Raw genomic sequence first — 22451 nt, 5'->3', positions numbered from 1 at the left:
GCTCCTTTCTCTTTAGGCATGCGCCGGAGAATTTGCTGCAAACGGCTCAAGACTTGCACCGCATATCAGCCGTGTCTCCCTGATAACGATTGAGACCGATATCCATCTGGGTCGCCCTGCGATGGATTTCCGCCATGACCGGCTCGAAAATCTTGTTGCGGCGCTCGAGATCGGCATGTTCGGCAAGATAGGCCGGCACCAGTTCGGCAATCTCGTCGAAGGCGGCTTGTTCGTCGATCGTGGTCAGACGCCCATTCTGCACTACGATCCGGCCGGCGACCATCACGGTCTCGATCGAGGAGCCGTTTTCCGAATAGACCAGATGCTTTGCAACGTCGTTGAGCGGCACGAAGGGGTAGCTGCGCAAATCAAGGATCAGAAGATCCGCCGCCTTGCCAACCTCGAGCGAGCCGGTCACCTGTTCCAGCAAGGCCGTCTTCGCGCCGCCGACGGTCGCCATGGCGAGAATCTCGTCCGCCGCCACCCATGTCTCTTGGTCAGGCCCGGCGGCGCTGTGCACGAGGCCGGCGACGCGCATGACATCGAAAATGCGCGCGGTGTCGTTCGAAGAAACGCCGTCTGTACCGAGGCCGATCGTCACCCCGGCATCGAGCAGGCGGCGGATCGGAGCGATGCCGGCGCCGAGCTTCAGGTTCGAGACGGCATTGTGGGCCACCGAAACCCCTGCCTCCCCCATCAGCCGCATGTCCTCGTCGCTGACCCAGACCGAATGCGCGATTGTCGTGTTGCGTTTCAAGAGACCGAGATCGTGCATGTAGGCGATCAGGGACTTGCCATGCAGCATGTGACCGGTCACGGCCTGGGTCTTGGTCTCCAGGATATGCGTGTGGAACGGCACGTGCTTTTCGACCGCAAGGTCCATGCAGGCCGCCATGAGTTCCGGTGAGCAGCGCTGCGGCGCGGAGGGGGCAATCATGAAATGCAGCCGGCCCGATTTGCCGTGCAGGCTGGAGAAAGCCGACCTGCAATAATCCATGTAACCATCGGCCGTCATCGGCGGGCCAAAATCGAGAAGGGCCTGCAACTCGGGCGGCATCACCTCGCGGGCGAAGGGCAGCGCATCGAGCGTATGGACGTTCATCACGGCGCTCGAGACATTGGCGCGAATGCCGGCATCGTCGTAGGCGCGAAAGACCGTCGCAAGGCGATCGAGTTCATGCCGGGGCGGATCGAAGAAATCGTCGCAGAAGGTGGTGACGCCGTTGCGCAGCGACTCCATCGCCAAGAGCAGGCTGCGCAGATAAAGCAGCCGTTCGCCGATCGGGTCGTTCATCAGCAGCGGATAGGCATAGAGCAGCCAGATTTCGAGCGGCATGCGCTCGTAGCGGCCCCGAAGGAAGGTCTCGCTGGAATGGGTGTGGGCGTTCACAAGCCCGGGCATCACCAGTTTGCCCCGTCCCTCGATGATATGGGCATCGGGGCCGGCCGATAGTGCTTCACCGATGGCCTTTATGGTCTCGCCCTCAATCAGGACGTCGCCGGCAAAAGGTGCTGCGCCGTGGCTGCTGTCCATCGCCACGATCGCCGCGTTGCGGATAAGGATTTCACTCATGGCAGGTTTTCCAGAGATGTCAGGAGAAGATCATAATAGGCGACGGGATCGCCGTCCGTGACATAGAAGACATTCTTCGGCCGGTCGGTGATCTGCCACCAGTCGGCAACCGTCATGCCTGAAGTCAGCGTGCCGTTGAGTTCGACGGAGACGTTGATCTGCTGCCCCGAAAACATCTCCGGCGCCAGGATGAAGGCCGGCACGCACGGCCCATGCAGTGGTGCACCCTCCCAGCCGTATTTCCTGAGGTCGAAGGCTTCGGAGAACTCCAGCATTTCAGCGGTCGCCACGCCGCAGCGGTTTCCAAGCGCCCGCATGGCGGTCAGACGCTCCGGCGTCGAGCGCATCCTATGCGTCACGTCGAGCGGCAGGAGCGTAGTCCTGATGCCGGCCCTCAGCACGATGTCGGCGGCGTCGGGATCGACATAGCAGTTGAATTCCGCCGTCGGCGTGATGTTGCCGACCTCGAAATAGGCGCCGAGCATCGCGACGACCTCGTGGATCTTGCCGGCAATGTCGGGGGCCTTGCGCAACGCCACGGCGAGATTGGTCACCGGCGACAGCGAGCATATGGTGACCTCGCCCGGATAGGCGCGGACGGTATCGATAATGAAATCGACGCCGTGCTTTCCCTGCGGCCCGATCTTCGGTTGCGGCAGGTCCGGGCCGTCAAGGCCGGTCGGGCCATGCACGTGCTCGGCCATGACCAAAGGGCGGATGATCGGATGCGGGCAACCGGCGAAGACGGGAATATCAGGCCGACCGGCCAGCTCCATCAGCTTCAGGCAGTTGGTGATCGTGTAATCGAGGTTGATGTTGCCGGCAGTTGCGACCAGCCCGAGAACGTCGAAGGCCTGCCGCTGACCGAGGATCATCAGGATGGCAGCCGCCTGATCCTGACCAGGATCGGTGAGGATGATAAGTTTGCGTGTCATACCGCCACCTTGCCGGGAGCTCCGCCATCGAGCCACGCATAAAGCTCCCAGGTCTCGCCATCAGGCCCGTGGAAATAGAGGCACCGGGCGTTCCACGGGTAGTCGGCCGGGGGATTGATGAAGGTTACGCCGTCTTTTTTGAGATCCGCATAAAGGGCATCGATCTCTGCGGGACTGTCGAGCCGCACCGCCACGAGCACGGCCGATGCCGACCCTTTGGTCACGCGCACATTGGCATGCCTCTCGATGTGCGATCGCTCCCATAGCGCGAGCGTCAGCCCGGCGCCGATGAAATCGGCAAAACCGGGGGCGCGGTGCTTGAGCTCGAAGCCGAGCTTCTGTGTATAGAAGCGGATCGACGCCTCGAGGTCGGTGACCAGGATGCAAACGTCTTGGATCGGATGGCGCTGCGCGAAGGTCATGGTGCCTCCTATTGATCCTTAAGTTCAGCAAACGAGCTGGCACTCTTCGCGCCGCCGCGGAGCTTGCCGGAAAGCCAGACGCCGAAAACGGTCGCGAGATAGGGCAATGCTTGAAGCAGGTCATGCGGGACCTTGTCGCCGAACATGAGCTGCGCCCGGATGCCGAGTGCTCCCACCACCGCAAAGAAGAGCGCGGCGAAGGTAGCCCCCACCGGATGCGAAGCGCCGAAGATGACCGCGGCAAAAGCCATGAAGCCACGGCCCGCCGTCATGCCCTGGGCGAAGAATTGCAGGCTGCCGGCGGCAAGTTCCGCCCCGCCGATGGCGCATAGCACTCCGCCGATCGCCAGTGCCACGAGACGCATGCGCGAGGGATTGGCCCCGACGCTGCGGGCAGCGAAGGGATGCTCGCCACAGGCGGCGAGCCGGAGGCCGAAGCGCGTGCGGCGCAGCAGCACCCACATGCCGAAGACGACGAACGGCATGGCGGCGACCGAGATCGACAGCACGCCATAGGCACCAAAGGCCGGCCCCAGCTTGGGAATGCCGAACGGTGCGGTCACGCTCGCCTGGCTTCCGAAGATCGACTGAACGGCGAGCGCCGTGCCACCGACGCCAAGGCCCGTCAGGCCGAGGCCGGCAATGATGGGATTGGCCTTGAGCCTGTCGATGACGAACCAGAGGAGGACGGAGGCAAGCACGCAGAGCAGAATGGCGATGAGGATCGCGGCGAGGATCGAATTGGTCAACATGATGCCGACGATTGTGGCGCAGGCACCGATGATCATCAGGCCCTCGAGGCCGAGGTTCCACACCCCTGCCCGCTGCGCAATGACGCCGGCGAGGGTGACGTAGATCAGCGGCGTGCCGGACCGCAGGATGGCGATGATGATCTCGTTCATGACGGCCGCCCTCCGAGACGCAGCACCTTGTCGACGAGCTTCGACCTTGCCGTGATGAACAGCGCGATCGCCGCATTGATGATGTCGATCGCAGCGGCCGGCAGTCCGGCCATGATCGGCAGATAGAGCGCCGCCGAGGCGAGGCCGCCGAAGAACACCGCAGCCGCCGCGGTGCCGACCACCGACAGATTGGCGACGAGCGCGATCAGGATTGCCGTGAAGCCATGGGCCGGCAGGAACCCGGAGGCGATGCGGCCGTTCGGCCCCATGAACTCGATGGTTCCGGCAAGACCCGCAAGTGCGCCCGAAATGACGAAGCTCGACAGACCCAGTTTCCAGAGCCGCGCGCCCTGCCACTCCACCATCGTGCCGTTGCGGCCGGCAAGGCTCGCCAGAACCCCGAAGGCCGTCCGGTTGACCAGGAGCCACATCAAAATGCCGACGGCGGCCGCGATGGCGATGATGGTCGGGGACAGGCCGAGCGAGTCCGAGATGCGATAGGCCGCGTCGAGCGGGCGGCTCGATGCCTGCTGGCCGGACCCCGAAGGATCCTTGAGCGGACCCGAGGTAACATAGACCAGAAGCAGGCCGGCCATGAAATTGCCCATCAGCGTGGTGATCACCTCGTCCGTGCCGGATCGTAGCCTGAGAAGCCCCGGCCAGAGGGCCCAGAGGGCGCCGCCCAGCATGCCGGCGATGATGAGCGCCGGGATGACGAGGAAGGCCGGCCCACCCTTGAACGCCTCGGCTGCGAAGGCAGCGCAGATCGCGCCGACATAGAACTGGCCCTGGGCACCGATGTTGAAGAAGCCTGCCCGGAAGGAAATCCCGACGCCAACAGCCGTGACGAACAGTGGCAGCGCCCATCTGAGGCTCTGCTCGATCGCGCCGCTGCGCAGGAAGGCGCCATCAGCCACCGCCCAGAGCATGACCGGCGCATTGTAGCCGGCGAACTGAAACACCAGCGCGCACAGGACGAGCGCGAAGGCGACGAAGACCAGGCTGCGGACAACCGTGATGAGACTGTCTTTCATGCGCTTGCCCTCACAGCCGCATCGGTCATCGCTGCCCCCACCGACGCGATGTCGAAGGGCGCGCGGAATTTGCCGTTCACACGCCCCGACAGCATCACCACGACGCGGTCGGAAATATCGAAGAGCTCGTCGAGATCAGAGGAGATCAGCAGGATGGCGGCGCCGCGATCGCGCGCCTGCCGGAGAGCCTGCCACACGAAGGCGGTGGCACCGATGTCGAGACCACGCGTCGGCTGGGCCGCAATGATCAGCCTGGCATCGCGGTCGACCTCGCGAGCAAGGATCACCTTCTGGGCGTTGCCGCCCGACAGAGACCCCGCCTTCTGTGCGGAGTTATGGTAGTGGACGCTCCAGTCCTTGAGTGACCGGTCACAGGCTTCGCGCACTGCCGAGGGGCGGATCAGCTTGAGCAACCTGCCTTGCAGCAGTTCCCTTGCGCTCCAGTTCTGCCAGAGCGAACTCGTGAGGCTGAGACCTTCGACGTTGCGCTCGAAGGGAATGATCCGGAGACCAATCGCGCGACGGACCGCGAGCGGTTGGCCACTCACGTCATGGCCTGCAAGCAGGATCGTTCCGCTTGCAAGATCGGCAAGGGCCGAAATCGCGCGCACCAGCGTCTTTTGTCCGTTGCCCTCCACGCCGGCTATGCCGACGATCTCGCCGGGGCGAATGTCCAGATCGACGCCATCGAGCGCGATGCCCTCACTGTCCGGCCGCGTCGAGACTGCCTTCATGGACAGCACGCTCGGACCTTTCGCATTTTCCGGATGACCTGCGCCGTCGCCCGCTGGCGATTTCGTTCCGACCAGCGCGTCGCGCTCATGCCGGTCGAGCGTCTTGGCAATCGCATCGCCGACGATCAGGTTGGCGAGCCGCTCCGCCGAAACCTCGGCGATCGGAAGCGGTCCCTCGACCTTTCGACCACCGCGCAACACCGTTACCGTGTCGGCGATGCCGAGCACCTCACGGATCTTGTGCAGGATGAGGATGACGGTAACGCCGCGTTCCCTAAGGCGACGGACACGAGCAAACAGCATGTCTATGCCGGAGGGCGAGAGCACCGCGGTCGGCTCGTCGAGGATGAGCACGCGCGCATCCATGACGAGCGCCCTTGCGATCTCGATACCCTGCTGGGTCTCAATCGGCAGGTCGCGGATCCGCCTGTTCAGGTCAACCTGAACGTCGAGGCCGGCGAGATGCGCCCGCCATTTTTCGGCGAGCCCCTTGCGGCTGTAGACGCCACCTTTGCCCGTAGCGCCGAACTCCATGGTCTCGGCGACGGTAAAGGATGGCGGCAGGGCGAAACTTTGATGAACCAGCTCCACGCCCGCAGCCCGGCTGTCGCTGACCTGGCCGGTGCGGATTTCGTGGCCCATCACATCGACGGCGCCGGCAGTCGGCTGAACGAGCCCTGCAGCGACGCGGGCGAAGGTTGTCTTGCCGGCACCGTTCTGGCCCACGACCGCGTGGATCTGGCCGGGGGCAAACGAAACGGCAACATCCGACAGCGCCGTCACGTCTCCGAATTTCACGGTGACGTTCCGGCACTCCAGCGCGGGTTTCGGAAGATCAGACATCATAAGGTTCCATCGAGAGCAAAGGTTCAGCGGCCATCAACAGGAACGAAGACGATCCGCGAACGTCCGGCAGTCCCCCGTGGGGAAGACCGATGCCGGTTTTCCGTCAAGGCTCCGCGCCGACCCGACGGGCCGGCGCTAGCACTTTGATTCTGGAGCATCTTATCCGCATCAAGTGATTCCACTTGAAAGCGGGATGCTCCAGAGGCTCAGAGCGTGGTGTTGAACGGAACCTTGATGGAGCCATCAAGAATACCGGCGCGCGCCTTTTCGACCTCGGCAAGCGCCTCCTTCGCCCTGGCGTTCAGCTCCGTCGGCCCCTGTTCGGCAAAGACCGGCGAGGCAATGAAGTCGATGACGCCGGTGCCAAGGCCCGTATGCTCGTGCGTGCCACCCTTCCAGTCAGCACCGACGGCCTTCGTTGCCTCGTTGTAGAGCGAGACGCCGAAATCCAGGCTGACGATGGAGATGAGCGACTTCGGGCCAAGTGCGTACTGTCCCGGCGCAAGGCAGCTCACCATGCGGCCTTCCTTTTCATTGGCTGCGGCAATAATGCCGCCGTCGGTGGCTGCTGCGTCCGTCTGAATGTAGTCGATGCCGTCATTGTACATCTGGGTGGCGATTTCCTGGCCCTTTGCGGGATCCTGGAACGAGCCGGCAAAAGCGGCAATGACGCTGGCGTCCGGTTTGACCGAGTGGACGCCGGCCTTGAAGGCGTTGAAATCTGCGTTGAGCGGCGGGATCGAAACGCCGCCGATGAAACCCGTCTTGCCCGTCGTCGTCATCTTGGCCGCAAAGACGCCGGAGAGATAGCAGCCGAGATAGTAGTCGTAAGACACCGTCACCACGTTCGGGATCGCCGGTTCGAAGGGGTCGGCGAACAGCTGGATCCACTTGGTCCCGGGATAGGAAGGCGCCAGCGCCTTGAAGGGCTCGGCCACTTCGTTGAAGGTGGAGATGATGATCTGAGCACCTGCGTCGCCGAGCGTGCGATAGATCGTCTCGTAGGTCGCGGGATCCTGCGCGTAGATGGCGCGGTACTCAAAACCCTTCTCTTCCGAAAGCTGCTTGAGCTTGGCAATCATCTGATCGACCGGGCCGTTGTCGCCGGCAGCCTGCGTATGGACCAGCGCGACCAGCCCGCCGGAAGCCCTGGCGAATTCGGGCACGATACTTGCGGCAAAACCGAGCACTGCCGCGCCCGCGCTCGCCTGCAGGAAAGTGCGGCGATGCATCGTGTGTTGTGAAGCCTTGTCAGTCATGATCGTTCCCTCTTTTGTTGGTTGTCTTGTGTCATGCGCATTCCGACGCGCGCCGGCAATGCCGGCGCGCGCCTGATCGTCTCAAAGCGGCGGTGAATAGGATGCGGGGTTCATGATCATCACCTCCTGTTTCTGGATCGCATCGAGCGCCCAGACTTCGGAGATGAACTTCTGCCAGTCCGGGTCGGCATACATGGCCGATCGGCGCGCTTCCCGATCTGCAAGGCTGTCGTAGGCCCACATCAGAACGGTGGTGTGAAGCGTCCCGAGCTCCGAGGCGTAAAGGCCGACGAACGTGTTGAGATGGCGTTTTTGCACCGGGAGACCGTCGGCCTCATACTTCTTCATCCACTTGTCGACCGTGCCGGGTTTGAAGGTATAGGTGCGGTGTTCGAGGATCATCGGATCACTCCCTCAGGTGTTCAGGATCAATTCGGCGCATTTCTCGCCGATCATGATAGCGGGTGCGTTGGTGTTGCCGCTCGATATGATCGGCATGATCGAGGCGTCGGCGACGCGCAGACCCTCGATGCCGTGCACCTTGAGCCGAGCATCCACCACAGCCATGGGATCGTTGCCCATCTTGGCAGTGCCGACCGGATGGAATGTGGTCATGGCTGTGGCGCGCAGCCAGCGGGTCAGCCCGGCGTCATCGTGTGCTTCCGGGCCGGGCGCCAGTTCCTTGCCGCGGTAACGGTCGAATGCCTTCTGGCCGACGATGTCGCGCGTCAACCGGATGCCGTCGATCATCGTGCGGATGTCGAAATCGGACTGGAGGTAGTTCGCCTGGATCTTCGGCTTGTCGGTAGGGTTCGCCGACCGCAGCGTGATCTCGCCGCGGCTCGCCGGATTGACGGGTCCAACCCGGATGGTGAAGCCGTGATCGGCCTCCACCGCCCGCTTCTTGGCGAAGGGGTTGGGGAAATGCAGGTTGGCGGTCTTTTCCAGCGCCGGCATGAAATGGAGCTGGATGTCGGGAGAGACCAGGCCGTCGTTCGAGCGAATGAAGGCACCCGCCTCGTAGGGGAATGTCGTCGTGACACCCTCGCCGAACAGCATGCCCTGGGCGACAGCGGGAATGAGCTTGTCGGCGCGCAGGTCACCGAACAGCGTGACCGGCTCCCGGCATTCCCAGCTCATGACGCAGTCGACGTGGTCCTGGAGGTTTTTGCCGACACCCGGAAGATCGAGCATCGGCTTGATACCGAGCGCGCGCAGCTCGTCTGCCGGTCCGATGCCGGAAAGCAGCAGCGCCTTGGGCGAATTGACCACGCCCGCAGACAGGATGACTTCCCGCCCAGCGCGCGCGATCCCCGGCTTGCCATCCTTCAGGTACCCGACGCCGCATGCCCGGCCACCCTCGATGATGAGACGCGTCGTTTCGGCGCCTGTCAGCACGGTCAGGTTCTCGCGGCCGAGCGCCGGGCGCAGGAACGCCCAGGAGGTGGACCAGCGCTTTCCCTTGCGGATTGTGAAATCGTAGCGGCCGAAACCTTCCTGCTGCGCACCGTTGAAGTCGTCGTTCTGCGGGTAGCCGGCCTCAAGACCTGCCTCGCAGAACACGTCCATCAGCGGATTGTGGCCGCGGGCACGGCAGACGGTAAGTTCACCATCCGCGCTGTGAAACGCGTCCTTGCGCTCGATGTGCGTCTCCGAGCGCCGGAAAGCCGGCAGGACGTCGTCATAGGACCAGCCGGGCAGGCCGAGCTGCGCCCAGCGGTCATAGTCGTGGCGATTGCCGCGAACGTAGATCATGCCGTTGATCGTCGAGGTGCCGCCCAGAACCTTGCCGCGTGGCCAATAAAGCGAACGGCCATTGAGATAGGGCTCGGGCTCCGTGTGATAGTGCCAATTGTAGATACCCGAATGGAAGAGCTTGCCCATCAGCATCGGCAGCCGGAACAGCGGATTGCGGTCCTTGCCGCCAGCCTCGATCAAAAGCACGCGGTTGGCCGGGTTCTTCGACAGGCGGTTCGCAAGAACGCAACCCGCCGAACCCGCGCCAACGATGATGAAATCATATTCCGGGGTAGACGCCATGGTTCACCATGCGATGGGACGGCCGCCCATCGCCTCCAGATAGAGATTGCAGAGAAGGAAGGGATTTTCCCGGCCAAGCACCTTGTCGGCGAAAGCGGGATGCTCGCGCTCAACGCAGGCGACATTGCCGGCGCGCCCCTCGCGAATGCCGGTTTCGGCGAAAACGTCGGCCGCGGCCGCACCGAAACCGAGAAAGACGATCGGCTCACCCCGCGAAAGCAGCATTTCGACCGCACGCAGCATCAAGGGCCGCCAGAACGGCAGATGTCCGCGCGACTGGTGCGGATCGATATCGACGCGAAAGCGCGAAAGCGTCAGGGAGGCGTTGAGCAAGAGCACGCCCTCGCCCACCCAGCGGTCGGCGATCGCGCCCGGCGCCTCGAACGAGCCGGTAGGATCGCACAAAAGGTGCCGCACATCGGGCCAGCGACCGAAGTCCTCGCTAAGGCTCTCGTCGCCGAGACGCGCGGCGGCGATGAGCTGCATATAGGCGCGGATGCTCTTCGAGAACATCTTGTCCAACTCGGCCCACGTGGCGAGATTGCCGGCCTCGAAGGCGCGGCCCGTTGCGAAACCCGGCTCCGGATACGGATCCTGGCCGAGGATCATGCAACGCACGCCGTCAGGCGCAATTCCATCGAAGGCCGCAAGAGCATGCGCGCCCTTCGGTTGGCCGGGAAATATCTTGCCGCGGCGCGCCGGGAAAATCGGCTCCCAGGATTCGAACTCGAGACCGGCATCAACCCGGTCGAAATCATCACCGATGGGTCCGAGCGCCTCCCGCCAGACCTGCGGCAGATCGGCCTCCCAGCCGGCCAGCGTTTCCGCCATCGCCTCTCTCAGTCGTGCCGGCATACCGCCGCCCCTCCAACTCGTTGAAAGGAGACTAGACAAAAGCTGACCAAAGTGTCAACTTTATAAAACGAAAAAAGTGACTAGATCGTCAGGTTTTTTTGACCAAGTCGTCAATTTTTTTTGAAAGGCGATGCGCTTGCATTTCGCCGGAAAACTCGGCAATTGCGGAAACGACCTCGCCGCCACGCATGATTGTCTGGTAGGAAGCGGCGGCGAGATGGAGGCGAGATCGCATGGCAAGGGCAGCAAGAGATCCGGAGGAGCGCATCCGCGAACGCAATATGCGCCTCATCATCAAGGCCGGGATCGAGGTATTCGCACGCAAGGGCTTCGACGGCACGCGCATCGCCGAGATCGCCGAGGCCTCGGGCCTGCCCAAGGCCAACGTCTATTACTATTTCTCCTCCAAGGAGGAGATCTACAAGGCCATCGTCGCCCACCTCATTGCCAGCTGGGACGACGCGCTGAAATACATCTCGCCCGAGCGCGAGCCGGCCGAGGCCTTCCGCCTCTACATCAAGGCCAAGCTCGATTACACCCGCAGGAACACTGCAGAATCCCGGCTCTTTGCCAGCGAGATCATCCAGGGCGCCCGGTTCCTGAAGAAGAAGGATCGCGAGCATATGCGCCAAGTCACGGACGCGCATGTAGCGGTCGTCGAGGGATGGATTGCGGCGGGAAAGATGCTGCCGGTCGATCCGCGTCACCTGTTCATCATGCTTTGGGCATCAACACAATTCTACGCGGATTTCGAGCCCATCGCCGCCGACGGCCTGAAGAAGGCACGCTTGAAGGCTGAGGATTATGACACAGCGGCGACGACGATTACCGAGACGATCCTGAAGGGCATTCTTCCCGGATCGATGCGAGGCTCGTAGATAGATCCTACGGATCCGCTTTCTAGGTCGTCTCGCCAATAGCAGGGCTCAAAGTTGATCGCGTTGAGCAGATTCGAACCGCAAACGCGGTCATCACGTCTGACGCCAGCGCCTGACCGCCGAAGCATTCAACCGGCGTGAGATGTTTCGCCGTCCGAGCCATAAATCCCGCAGCGTCGCGCATAGTTCTCCATCTCAGGCCCCAGCGCAGCGAAGGCCGAGAGCACGTGCATCTTCAATTGCAACGCAGCCGGACCTTGATCTCTCCGGCATGGCCCTCTTCGTCAAAATCGTGAAGTCGGCCCATTGCCCGCCTGCTCGGCCTTCCAAAGGCTACGAACAGCCGCCAATTTGCGCGGAAGGAGGCCGTTTCAAACACTTGCAAGCTTCTCCAAAATTCGTGCCACAGCTTCGGCTCCGGGATCCTTGATTCCTTCCAAGGATCGGGCGTCGAGGTAGGAGGAACGTCCCGCACCTGCTCGCAGCATCCTTGCCGTGGCGTCTGCACCAGTGCGCGCAGCGACGGACGCTGCTTTCAAGTCACCGCCTGCTGCGAGCGCATCGAGGGCAGGTCTAAGCGCATCGACCATCGTCCGGTCGCCGATGCGGGCGCCACCGTATTTCTGCATCGCTTCCACACCGGCTCCGAGAGCGCCGACCCAATCTTTTCTCTCTCCGTAGGCTTCCGCAGCACGGGCGAACAGGATAGCGAACAGCACACCACTCGAACCACCCATGGCCTTGCGCTTGATTTCGCCGAGTGCCGACAGGAGAGCGGCGCCCGATGCAAAGGGGAGCATCTCGATGTTGCGGCTTGCGGCACGAGCGGCAGTGGCAAAGGTGCTGCCAGTGTCGCCGTCACCTACCTTGGCATCGAGTTCGTTGATGTCGCTCTCCATCGCAAGGCAGGTCTCGATGATCGTCTCCACGACCTTGCGGACCGCGGCATCTGCGGACGGTGTCCACGCCTCCGTCTGGGATATGGCAGGAGCAGCGATCGATGCCGTCTTTCGCACTGAAACGAAGGGAGGCAACGCCGGGCATCCGGTCGGCGCCAGCAACATTTCCTCGAATTCTGGGGTAAGTTCAAGCAACGATAGCGAGAAACCGGGCATATCCAGCGCCGTCATCACGCTGGCCGGGCCGGCCACATAGGCGATCCGGTCCTTCAGCCGCGAGCTCATGACATCGGCCAGGAGCACCGAGCATTCGAGACCTGAGAGCCCACCGAGATTGTTGAACAACAGGGCGTATCGGGCACTGGGATTGAGCCGCGTCAGCAGCCGTGCAGAAAGCACTTCCACAAGCTCGGCCGAGGATTGCGGTCGGACCAATTCGACGCCCGCTTCGCCATGAATACCGAGGCCGATCTCCACCTCACCGGCAGCCATGCGCTCGTGTTTCGGGCTGCCAGGCACCGTACAGGTGTCGCGGGCCGCACCGATCGTCACAAGGTCGCGTTTGGCCCGTTCGACCGCCGCAACGATATCATCAAGGCTCTGCCCCGCGTCGGCCATGTAACCAGCGATCTTGTGCACAAAGATCGTACCGGCGACGCCACGCGGTTGGGCAGCATCGCCAATGGCGATGTCGTCGGCGACGATCACCATCTCGACTCTAAGGCCCAAAGCCTTGGCCTTTTCCGCCGCGAGCCCGAAATTCAGCCGGTCGCCCGTATAGTTCTTGACCACCAGCAAGCAGCCGGCCGGTCCGGTGACCGCAACGATCGCCGAGAGTACCGCGTCGACGCTCGGCGAGGCAAAAACATCCCCGCAGACCGCGGCCGTCAGCAAGCCCGGGCCAACGAGCCCTGCATGCGCCGGTTCATGCCCGGAACCGCCCCCAGATAGCACAGCGACTTTCGACTTGTCCCAACCGGCCCTGAGCACGACCCGGGCGTGGCTCTCCCGATCGAAGCGCACAACCTCACCGCCTCGCGCGGCGATCAGGCCGTCGAGCGCGTCCGAGACGATGTTGTCTCTGGTGTTGTAAAAACTGCGCATGTGTTGTCCTTTCGGCGGCGATGGTTTCTTGCGAGTTGGTGACAGCGGTCCGGTAGCCATCAGTTACATCTGAAGGCCGCAGTTGTAGCCGGCGCGTCCCAGAGTGGGAGTGTTTTTTCGTCGAGGCCGGTCAGCGATGCACCGGTATGTCGAGGGCGGTGCAGAAGCTGCCGGCAACGGCCGCGTTCCACGCGATAGCAGAGGCGGTCGAGATGCTGCCGGGCGGCGTGGTAAAAGGAATAGAGCTCGATGGGCGGGGTGACGCCGAGGCCGTTGCACATGAGGAGGAGCGGCTGGCTCCGTCTCGGTTGAATTCTGTGGAGAATGGCATTCAGGAAAATTTCGGCAAGTTCCGCGGTGGTCTTCATGGTTATGCACTCGCGTCCAGCTTCACCATGGATGCCAACACCGAGTTCGATCTCGCCCTCGCCGAGGAGGAATGTTGGGGCTCCCACGGCAGGTACGGTGCAGCCTCCGAGCGCCGCGGCCACCGAACCGGTTTTTGCGTTCACGTTTCGGCCGATCTCTTCGCAGACTTCGAGAGAAGCGCCCCGACGATCTAGCCCGCGAGCGCGTCCGATAGCAAGGTTTCCGGCGCGCTCATCAGCTTTTTCATGGCCGGTCTTTTCCCTTGCCAATCGCGAGCGCAATCAGGCTTTCCGCAGGAGCAAGTCCACCTGCCCAGCCTCCGAAGCCATATCGCCACACACGCTCCCGTCCATCCTTCTTCTCGCGGCCCGCCGCAACGACCATTTCGATCAGCCGCCCGACGGCGCGATTGCCCTCGGCGACGAGGGGATTGAGGCGGTGCTCGTCGCGTGCAGCGGCGAGCAGATATTGCGTCAGGTCATTGGTCCCATTGAAAAGAACGCGGCATCGAATTCCACCGCCATCAGAGCCGAGAGCACCGCCACCATCATGCCGACCGGCGGCAGCCGGCAGGCGACGCCCGCCGCCTCAAGCCCGGCAACTGCCTCGGCCATAGCCCGATTTCGCATCGACCCACGCCTTCCGGTGAGGCTGCAACCTCAACCGAGCAGGCAAACGTCTTGGCCAGTCGCGCGAGCTTGACGGCCGGACGGGCGTGAAGCCTGTCGGATCCAAGATAGTGGCGCTGCCGGTCGCATGTTCACGCGGGGGAATGAGATCTGCAGCAGATCCGCGCCGGAGATCATCGCCCTACCCCTTGCTGGTGAAAGTTGAGCGTTCCATGGCTGGCCTGCCGCGGTGCCTGGGTCGGCTCGGCTGCTTCCTCTTCCTCGGCCAGCTTGTGGTAACACGCCTCGATGTAATGCGTTGCAGGATCTCTCGCGCAATCTAGGACCTTAGCCCGACACGGGCCGGCAAAGGTCCTAGATGCATTGTCGAATCTCCGCCCCCATGCATACTCGGGCAGGCAAAGCGCCTACGGAACAACGGCCCGCCACCGCCGCCGTGAGCGCGAGTGGTCCCAGAGCGACGCCCCAAGCCCCAATCCCGCACCGCTCTGGGACCCGCCTACCGTTGGATCTGACCACGTTCGATACGCTGAAGATTTCTCGCATCACTTTCAGGTCGCCAACCTGCTGACTGAGCAGCGCCTGCAGATCCTTAGTCGCCGATGCCGTATTTGACGGCGACCGATCGAGCTGATTGCGCTCAAAAAGAGGCTGGAGGGAAAGAAGCGGGCATAATGGCCATCCGAAAAGCGTCAATGTGAAACGCCGCCTCTCTCAAATTGTCGCCTGGCTACTTTAGCTTTCGCAGGCGCTATGCACCTGCGATCCGCTGATCGCCGACCTGGGAGATCACTCCGTCAATGCGGACATGCGTGCTTAGGATTGATCGACTTGCCACGCCGTGTCGGGATCGGGGAGTGAAGTGCTCGGCGAGCCCTCTGAGTCAGAACGCCTGATTGACCTTCAGCTTTGCCTGCTCCAGAACCCAATACTCCATGTCGAACAAATCAGCTTCTCCAATTGGCGTGTAGCGTCCATAGGACTCGGCGGCAATGATCGCCCGTGTTGCCTGTTCGCACAGGTCCCCTGCGATCCGAGCAGCTTTGGTGTTTCCGCCGATTGCGAACATACCTTCGCCTCGCACGACCACAACGCGGGGATAGGCATCCAACATCGTCTTTGCATCAGGCGTTCGACCGGCATTCCGACGAAAGTATGCGCGATACTCATTGCCATAGAGTTCAACGGCTGCCGCGATCTCGTCCACATCCGCCTCTGGTTCGATTATCATCGGCCACGGCTTGATACGGATGACATGATCAGGCGTTACGGTTCCTCGTCGAGAAATGCTCTCCAGGTCACCCCGCGACGCATACGCACGGATAGCCGGCGTCGAGCGAAAATCGACCGACAGCGCATTCTCGAAGGGCGAGCCGGCGCCGGCCAGTGCCTCGGCCAGACGCGCATTTAGGCCGGCGTCAACCACTCGATCATTTGACTGAGGGCCGCTTAGGGCAACGCCCTTTCGAGCAAGCTCCTGTTCCGCGATGTCTACGAATTCGATCATCAGTTCGTAGGATGCCCGCGCCGTACCGGCGAATGTGAACAGGCCATGGTTTTCGAGCCAGAGACCCTCACAGCCAGGGTGGGCCCGAAAGACAAGAGCCGCTTCGATCGACAGATCAAAACCCGGCATCACATACGGCACGAAGGCAACGCGGCCGCGGTAGAGGCGCTCGACGGTATCCCGCATGTCAGGTTGATCCGCCAGCGCGAGGATCGCGGTTGCATGGGTATGATCGACGAAGTCGTGGGGGATGAAGGCGTGCAAAAGCGCCTCTACCGAAGGATTGGGGGCGCTGGCGTCCAGCAGGTTGGCGCGCAGTAAGGCGACCATGTCAGGGTCGGAGAGCCTCGGTCCGTCACGCGCGGCAAGAAGTTCCGGCAGCCGCACGGCCGGCAAGCCGGGTGCCTCGATAGTGTCGAGATCCCAGCCACTGCCTTTGATATGCATGCGCGCGCCGCCATCCTCGCCCGTCACTTTGACCGATGTATTGCCGCCGCCGTGCAGGACGAGGTCCGGATCGCCACCGATGATGCGCGACGTATAGATGCGCAGCCCCAACGCTTCGCTATGGCCGGCGGCCTTGGCGGCCTCCACGTAACGGTCGGCTTCGATGTCTTTCCAGCGGCTTTTCATGATGGTTCGTCCATTTTTCAGCAAATGAGAACGGACGGCCATTTTCTGGCCGCCCGGCATGGTGCTTCAAGATCAGAAGTCGAAATTTCCGATATTGTCCTTGGTGAAGACGGTACGTTCGGGTAGCAGCACGATACCGTTGCCTTCCGCCTCGTACTCGTAGCCCTGAACCTTGTTCGCTGAGACTTCGACCGTGCCGACGCCTGGGACTTCCAGCTTGTCACCGACCTTCATCGGGCCGTTCTTCAAGACATGGTCGGCGACAAAGACCGAGATCTTGCCCTGCTGGGTTACATCCCAGAGACCGAACCGCTTGATCGTGCCACGCTCGATGTAGGGGCGCATCACGTTGGGCGTCGAGAACCCGACGATGGTGACGCCATCGGCACGCGTCAGGTTTTCGGCGGCCTGGGCGGCGGCCGGCAGGGCGTTGGCGTCGGGCGCAATGATCGCGTCGAGATCTGGGTAAGTCTGCAGGATGCTTTCGGCCGTCTGCAGCGACTTCTGAGCATCGTTGTAGCCATATTGCGTGGTGACGATCTCCCAGCCGGGATGTTCCTTAGCGATCTTCGCCTTGGCAGCTTCCGCCCATGCGTTCTGGTCGGTGACGGTCGGGCTCGAGTAGAAGAAGGCAACCTTTGCCTTTTCCTTCTTCACGCCCTCGCTCGCCATGTCGACGAGCAGGCTGCCGAGCTGTTCGGGCGTGCCCTGGTTGATGTAGTAGCTCCGGCAATCCGGATTGACATCGCTGTCCCAGGTCATCACCAGCACGCCGCGCTCCATCGCACGCTTTAGTGCCGGGCAAAGTCCATCCGGCGAAACGGACGAAACGATGATGGCGTTGTAGCCCTGGTTGACATAATTGTTGATGAACTGGACCTGACCGGAAACGCTCGGCTCGGTGGGGCCGTCATAGGTGACCTTGGCGCCGACCTCTTCGCCGGCCTTCACCGCGCCGGCACCGCCACTGGTGAAAAAGCCGACCCCGACCAGTTTGGGGATGAAGGCGATCTGGGATTCGGCCTGTGCCGTGCCGGATGCCAGCACGGTGCCGGCAAAAAGGCTGGCCGCAAGGGCAGCGGTTTTGATGATTGTGTTGGTCATTTTCTTTCTCCTCCTGAAGTAACTGCCGCTCGGCCCTTCTGCTGCCTGGCAACGGCGACGAAATCGGCAAGCAAAGCGCTTCCGTGGCGCAATGCGACCGCTATAACCAGCAACCCTCCCGAAAGTGCGCTGGAAATCTGGCTTGAAACACCGCTCGCCTGCAGGCCCTGCTGCAGATAGCCGATGACGAATGTGGCAATCAGCGTTCCGAGAATGGAACCCTGTCCGCCGTAGATGGACGCGCCTCCGAGGACCGCCGCCGTAACAGCCGGAAGCAATGTCGCAGAACCGAGATCGACGCGGGCCGAGCCGAAATATGCGGACATCACAAGCCCCGCGATTGCAGCACATAGCCCGGTGACCACGTAGGTGATGGTCTGGATGGTGGCCACCGGTATGCCGGCAAATCGGGCCGCACTCTCCGATTGCCCGACAAGAAAGACGGCACGGCCGAAGCGCGTGAAATGCAGGAGCACGACAAGGACGAATGCAAGGCCGAGAAACACGGCAAGGGTCGCCGGCAATCCGAACAGTTGCGCGTAGCCGAACCCGTTGAAGGCTTCCGGGAAGTTGCCTATCCCCTCGTAACCGCCGGCCCCGACAAGGCCGGAAGCAACAGTCGCCGTTCCCTGAAACAGATACAGACTGCCCAGGGTAACGACGAGCGGCTGGATCTTCGACAAGTGAATAACGCTGGCGTTGAAGAGCCCGCAAAGCGCACCGGTCGCAAGCGCCAGCAGGATCGATAGCGGCAGAGGCACGGCGTAGAAGGTCGCGACCCCGAACACGATTGCCGCAAGGCCGATGGCCGATGCGAAGGACACATCGATGCCGCCGGCGATGATCACCAATGTCAGCGGCAAGGCGACGATGCCGATCTGGACGAAATCCGAAGTGCCGTAGATCAGGTTCGCAGGATTGAGGAAGCGCGGGTTGATGATGCCGAAGATTGCAAGTTCCGCCACCAGCATGGCGAGCAATGCGGTCTCCCAGCGGAAGATCAGCTTTTTCATCGGTTCGCCTCCGCGATCTTGGACGTTGAAGACATGGTGTCGTGCACGGGACCGCGATCGTGGACGGCGTAGCGGCGCGCACGAATGCGCCGCTCGATCAGTTGCCGGATGCGGCCATCGAGAAGGAGCACCGAGAGCAGCAGCGCACCGGCGATGAAATCATTCCAGTAGGCGGGGATCTTCAGAAAGACGAGCGCGCTGTCGATCGAGGTGACAAAGATCACGGCGGCGACAACGCCTGCGACCGAGCCGGTGCCTCCGAGAAGACTGACGCCGCCGAGAACGTTGACCGCGATCGCTTTGAGTTCGATGCCGTTGCCCGCCTGGTTCGGGATGAAGCCGATCTGCGCCGCAAAGACAATGCCGGCCAGTGCGGCGCAAGATCCCGCGGCGATGAAAGCCGCAAATTGGACGCGCCGCACCGGCACGCCGAGATGGTGCGCTGCCGCTTTGTTGTCGCCGACCGCATAGAAGAAGCGGCCGAAACGGGTCTTGCGCAGGAAAAGCCAGAGTGTGACGGTCAGCAGAACGACGACGACCGCGAGCGCCGAAAAGCCAAAGCCGAGATTAGCGGAAAGTGCCTTCAGGTTCTGCGGCAGGTCCTCGATCCAGCGTCCGCCGGTCATCACCAGCATGATGCCACGATAAAGACCAAGCGTGCCAAGCGTGGCGACGATCGACGGTATGCCGAGATAGGCGACCATCAGCCCGTTGAACGCGCCGGCCAGTGCGCCGGTGAGCAGGCATACGGCGATCGACAGCGGCAGGCTGAAGTCCGCATTCAGCGATAGGCCAAGCACGGCGGCGCTCAGACCGAGCACCGAGCCGCTGGACACATCGATGCTGCGCGTCAGGATGACGACCATGGTGCCGAGCGAAATCAGCATCAGTACCAGGCTGCTCGACAACACTGTCGAGAGCGTGGCTCCGGAGAGATAGCCCGGCGCCACTGAGCCGATCGCGGCGTAGGCAAGGGTCAGGATGAGGATGAGCGTGACAACGCGGTTGCGGGCAAAGAGATCAAGCATGTTGAGCCTCCGAAGCCCCGAAGGCCAGTCTGGCGATTGCATCGACGCTGATCGCGTCCGCAAGCTCGCCGCCGTGTCGGCCGAAGGTCATGACCTGCACGCGATCGGCCAATTGCTCGATCTCGTCGAAATCGGACGATATGAGGACGATGGCGACGCCTTCGCCGGCCAGCGTGCGGATCAGGGCATAAATATCATTGCGGGCAGCGACGTCGACCCCGCGCGTCGGCTCGTCGAGGATCAACACCTTCGGCCCCGCCGATAGGCATTTTGCCATGAGGACCTTCTGCTGGTTGCCCCCGGAAAGACCCCGGGCTGCCTGCCCGGCGCCGATGCATTTTATGCCCATGCTTTCGCGGAAGCCGTCGAAGATCAGGCGCTCCATTCCCGAGCGCAGGAAAAATGGCAGGCGATGGACAAGATAGGACGAGACATTCCAATAGAGCGGGGCTTCCAGGAACAGGCCGTTCTGCTGGCGGTCCTCGGGAAGATAGACGAGACCATGATCGATGCACGAGCGCGGCGACCGGTTCTTCAGCTCCTTGCCTTCGAGATGCACGCTGCCCATAGCCTGCTTGCGCAGGCCGAAAATTGTTTCGGCAAACTCCGTGCGCCCGGCACCGACGACACCGGCAAGACCGAGGATCTCCCCTGCCCTGACATCGAGGTCGATATCGCGAAAGCCCTCTCCCGACAGCCCGCGTATCACGAGCCTCGGTTGACCGATCTGCGCCACCTTGCGCCCGGTCCTGGCGGTTTCGCCACCGGCAGCAAGCTGGACCCGGCTCATTGCCTCCACGATCTCGGCGTCCGTATAGTCGTCGAGCGGCCCCGAGAGCACGATGACGCCGTCCCGCAGCACGCTGATCGCACTGCAGATCTCCCGGATTTCACGCAGCTTGTGGGAAATGAAGAAGATGCCGACGCCCTGCCTCTGGAGTTTACGCACGCGCTCAAAAAGCGCGCTCGTCTCGAAGGGTGTCAGAGCCGAGGTCGGCTCGTCGAGAATGAGGACGCGCGCGTCCCGCACCAGGCCACGCAGAATTTCAACGATCTGCCGCTCGGCGATCTCGAGCGAGGCTGCCTGCGCATCGAGATCCACGGCAACGGCCAGCTCGGCAACAAGCGTCTCGACGCGCGGCCGCAGCGAGCGTGGCGACAGCTTCAAGCCCAGACATATGTTTTCCAGCACCGTCTGGTTTGGCAGGATATGCGCTTCCTGCGGCACGAGATAGAGACCGAGATCCTGGGCGAGCGCCGGCGAGGCATGCGTCAGCACCCGGCCGTTGATTTCGATGCGGCCCGAATTGGCCGGAATAACTCCGGACATGATCTTCATCAGACTGGATTTGCCCGCGCCATTGCCTCCGAGAAGCGCGTGCACCTCTCCGGCTTCGAGCGCCAGCGAGACGCCCTTCAACACCGGCACCGCACCATAGGATTTCCAGATGTCCTCTAGAAGGGCGACCCTCCCGGCCGCTTGTTCCTTCGCCATTCCCCACCTGTTCAAATGTATATCACTGCCATCATGTGATCACATCAATCGATAACCGTCAATATGTTCGTGGCACCAGTGAAGAGCAGAAAAGCCCAGTGGAACTATTAATCAGCAATAAATGGGCAAAAACAAACGGCTGCGGATCGATGGGTCTTTTCGCACCGCGTGCCGTTGACGTATCAAATGTTTTTGAGATAATCAAATGATCACGACAAACCCAAAGGAATGGGCCGCATGGCTTCGGACAATGGCGAGTGGAGTTATGCGGATGCGGACGAGGAGACCCTCACCCGCATTGCCTGGTACTACTACAATGATGGACTGACCCAGAACGAGATCGGCGAACGGCTGAACATGTCGCGCATCAAGGTGTCGCGTCTTCTGGAAAGTGGCCGGCGTTCGGGCATTATCCAAGTGCGCATCAATTCGCGCTACCAGGGATGCCTGGCACTCGAACGGGAGATCAAGGAACGCTACGGGCTGCTGGAGGCCTATGTCGTGCCGCAGCTACCCGACCAGGATCCGAGCGACCGTCTGGGCCAGGCAGCAGCCCAATTCCTCATGCAGCGCCTGCAGCACGGCGACCTCTTGGCGGTTGGCTGGGGCGCCACCGTCAGCAACACGATCCAACGGCTCGGCCATCTTGCCAATGAACGCAACATCGGCCTCGTCAGCCTCACCGGCGGCGTCGGAACCTATGTAGACGGCATGCGCACAGCCAATTGGGGCAGCAGCGTTCATCTTGTCCCCGCCCCTCTTGTCGTCAGGGACCCGCAGGTTGCAAGCAACCTCTCCTCTGAGCCGGCCGTCGCCAACCTGCTCGATATGGCGCTCAATGCATCCTTTCAGCTCGTAGGCATCGGCGAGCTTTCGCCAGCCTCGACGGTCGTGCGCTCCGGTTATGTCACTCCTGATGAAGTGGAGCCGCTGCGCCGTAAGGGCGCCGTCGGCGACATCCTTTGCCAGTTCTACAATGAACAGGGTAAGGTGCTCGACCTGCCGTTGCACGATCGCGTGATCGGGGTGAAGCTCGCGACCCTGTCACGCGCCGAAAAGGTCGTGGCTGCGGCAGGCGGTCTGCAAAAGGTACAGGCGATCCATTCCGCTTTGCGGGGAAAATTCGTCGGCATCCTCATCACCGATGAAACCACGGCAGCCGGCCTGCTCGAGATCAAGGACTAGGCATCAC

General features: G+C 62.2%; 21 protein-coding genes. 2 read left to right on the top strand and 19 right to left on the bottom strand.

Features of this window, described 5'->3' with window-relative positions:
• Window positions 1–46 precede the first annotated feature (46 nt).
• From ABIE33_RS27840 to ABIE33_RS27795, 10 genes are all read right to left on the bottom strand, one after another.
• Window positions 47–1573, bottom strand: a complete 1527-nt coding sequence (locus ABIE33_RS27840; protein WP_429131060.1) for an amidohydrolase family protein — start codon at window positions 1571–1573, stop codon at window positions 47–49.
• Window positions 1570–2508: a nucleoside hydrolase gene (locus ABIE33_RS27835; RefSeq protein ID WP_429131058.1), complete on the bottom strand. Its 939-nt coding sequence runs from the start codon at window positions 2506–2508 to the stop codon at window positions 1570–1572. The genes ABIE33_RS27840 and ABIE33_RS27835 overlap by 4 nt, the downstream gene beginning before the upstream one ends.
• The gene (locus tag ABIE33_RS27830; RefSeq protein WP_429131056.1) at window positions 2505–2930 is read right to left on the bottom strand and encodes a VOC family protein; all 426 of its coding nucleotides are present in this window, start codon (window positions 2928–2930) and stop codon (window positions 2505–2507) included. Before ABIE33_RS27830 ends, ABIE33_RS27835 begins: the two co-directional genes overlap by 4 nt.
• Window positions 2931–2938: 8 nt before the next feature.
• Window positions 2939–3832, bottom strand: a complete 894-nt coding sequence (locus tag ABIE33_RS27825) for an ABC transporter permease (RefSeq protein ID WP_429131054.1) — start codon at window positions 3830–3832, stop codon at window positions 2939–2941.
• Window positions 3829–4866 (bottom strand): ABC transporter permease, encoded by a 1038-nt coding sequence (locus ABIE33_RS27820; protein ID WP_429131052.1) that lies wholly within the window; start codon window positions 4864–4866, stop codon window positions 3829–3831. The genes ABIE33_RS27825 and ABIE33_RS27820 overlap by 4 nt, the downstream gene beginning before the upstream one ends.
• On the bottom strand, window positions 4863–6443 hold the full coding sequence (locus tag ABIE33_RS27815) for an ABC transporter ATP-binding protein (protein ID WP_429131051.1): 1581 nt from the start codon (window positions 6441–6443) through the stop codon (window positions 4863–4865). The genes ABIE33_RS27820 and ABIE33_RS27815 overlap by 4 nt, the downstream gene beginning before the upstream one ends.
• Window positions 6444–6652: 209 nt before the next feature.
• A complete protein-coding gene (locus ABIE33_RS27810) occupies window positions 6653–7678 on the bottom strand; it encodes a BMP family ABC transporter substrate-binding protein (protein WP_429131109.1) in 1026 nt (341 codons plus the stop codon).
• 108 nt (window positions 7679–7786) lie between these two features.
• A complete protein-coding gene (locus ABIE33_RS27805; protein WP_429131049.1) occupies window positions 7787–8107 on the bottom strand; it encodes an NIPSNAP family protein in 321 nt (106 codons plus the stop codon).
• A 12-nt stretch (window positions 8108–8119) separates the two neighbouring features.
• The gene (locus ABIE33_RS27800) at window positions 8120–9745 is read right to left on the bottom strand and encodes a GMC family oxidoreductase (RefSeq protein WP_429131047.1); all 1626 of its coding nucleotides are present in this window, start codon (window positions 9743–9745) and stop codon (window positions 8120–8122) included.
• A 3-nt stretch (window positions 9746–9748) separates the two neighbouring features.
• Complete coding sequence (locus tag ABIE33_RS27795; RefSeq protein WP_429131108.1) at window positions 9749–10576, bottom strand: uracil-DNA glycosylase; 828 nt, start codon at window positions 10574–10576, stop codon at window positions 9749–9751.
• A gap of 257 nt (window positions 10577–10833) precedes the next feature.
• Between ABIE33_RS27795 and ABIE33_RS27790 the strand changes: the two genes are divergently transcribed.
• Window positions 10834–11478 carry a TetR family transcriptional regulator C-terminal domain-containing protein gene (locus ABIE33_RS27790; RefSeq protein ID WP_429131045.1) on the top strand — a complete coding sequence of 215 codons (645 nt, stop codon included), beginning with the start codon at window positions 10834–10836 and terminating at the stop codon, window positions 11476–11478.
• A 371-nt stretch (window positions 11479–11849) separates the two neighbouring features.
• Here ABIE33_RS27790 and ABIE33_RS27785 read toward each other — a convergent pair whose 3' ends face one another.
• The 9 genes from ABIE33_RS27785 to lsrA all read right to left on the bottom strand — a co-directional run bounded on the left by ABIE33_RS27785 (window position 11850) and on the right by lsrA (window position 21259).
• A complete protein-coding gene (locus ABIE33_RS27785) occupies window positions 11850–13481 on the bottom strand; it encodes a dihydroxyacetone kinase subunit DhaK (RefSeq protein WP_429131043.1) in 1632 nt (543 codons plus the stop codon).
• A 59-nt stretch (window positions 13482–13540) separates the two neighbouring features.
• Window positions 13541–13993 (bottom strand): dihydroxyacetone kinase subunit DhaK, encoded by a 453-nt coding sequence (locus ABIE33_RS27780; RefSeq protein ID WP_429131105.1) that lies wholly within the window; start codon window positions 13991–13993, stop codon window positions 13541–13543.
• A 100-nt stretch (window positions 13994–14093) separates the two neighbouring features.
• On the bottom strand, window positions 14094–14315 hold the full coding sequence (locus tag ABIE33_RS27775; RefSeq protein ID WP_429131103.1) for a hypothetical protein: 222 nt from the start codon (window positions 14313–14315) through the stop codon (window positions 14094–14096).
• Between the two features lie 8 nt (window positions 14316–14323).
• On the bottom strand, window positions 14324–14479 hold the full coding sequence (locus ABIE33_RS27770) for a hypothetical protein (RefSeq protein WP_429131041.1): 156 nt from the start codon (window positions 14477–14479) through the stop codon (window positions 14324–14326).
• A gap of 883 nt (window positions 14480–15362) precedes the next feature.
• On the bottom strand, window positions 15363–16619 hold the full coding sequence (locus tag ABIE33_RS27765) for a class II aldolase/adducin family protein (RefSeq protein WP_429131100.1): 1257 nt from the start codon (window positions 16617–16619) through the stop codon (window positions 15363–15365).
• A gap of 72 nt (window positions 16620–16691) precedes the next feature.
• The gene (lsrB, locus tag ABIE33_RS27760; RefSeq protein WP_429131039.1) at window positions 16692–17723 is read right to left on the bottom strand and encodes an autoinducer 2 ABC transporter substrate-binding protein LsrB; all 1032 of its coding nucleotides are present in this window, start codon (window positions 17721–17723) and stop codon (window positions 16692–16694) included.
• Window positions 17720–18736 carry an ABC transporter permease subunit gene (locus ABIE33_RS27755; protein WP_429131038.1) on the bottom strand — a complete coding sequence of 339 codons (1017 nt, stop codon included), beginning with the start codon at window positions 18734–18736 and terminating at the stop codon, window positions 17720–17722. Before ABIE33_RS27755 ends, lsrB begins: the two co-directional genes overlap by 4 nt.
• Complete coding sequence (gene lsrC / locus ABIE33_RS27750; RefSeq protein ID WP_429131036.1) at window positions 18733–19764, bottom strand: autoinducer 2 ABC transporter permease LsrC; 1032 nt, start codon at window positions 19762–19764, stop codon at window positions 18733–18735. The genes ABIE33_RS27755 and lsrC overlap by 4 nt, the downstream gene beginning before the upstream one ends.
• The gene (gene lsrA, locus ABIE33_RS27745) at window positions 19757–21259 is read right to left on the bottom strand and encodes an autoinducer 2 ABC transporter ATP-binding protein LsrA (RefSeq protein ID WP_429131035.1); all 1503 of its coding nucleotides are present in this window, start codon (window positions 21257–21259) and stop codon (window positions 19757–19759) included. The genes lsrC and lsrA overlap by 8 nt, the downstream gene beginning before the upstream one ends.
• Before the next feature lie 237 nt (window positions 21260–21496).
• Between lsrA and ABIE33_RS27740 the strand changes: the two genes are divergently transcribed.
• Window positions 21497–22444, top strand: a complete 948-nt coding sequence (locus ABIE33_RS27740; protein WP_429131033.1) for a sugar-binding transcriptional regulator — start codon at window positions 21497–21499, stop codon at window positions 22442–22444.
• Window positions 22445–22451: the final 7 nt, after the last annotated feature.

The organism is Ensifer sp. 4252, assembly GCF_050434565.1.
In the GTDB taxonomy this organism is placed as follows: Bacteria; Pseudomonadota; Alphaproteobacteria; order Rhizobiales; family Rhizobiaceae; genus Ensifer.
Note: the sequence above shows the minus strand (reverse complement) of the source record. Positions and strands in the feature narration are given on the sequence as shown.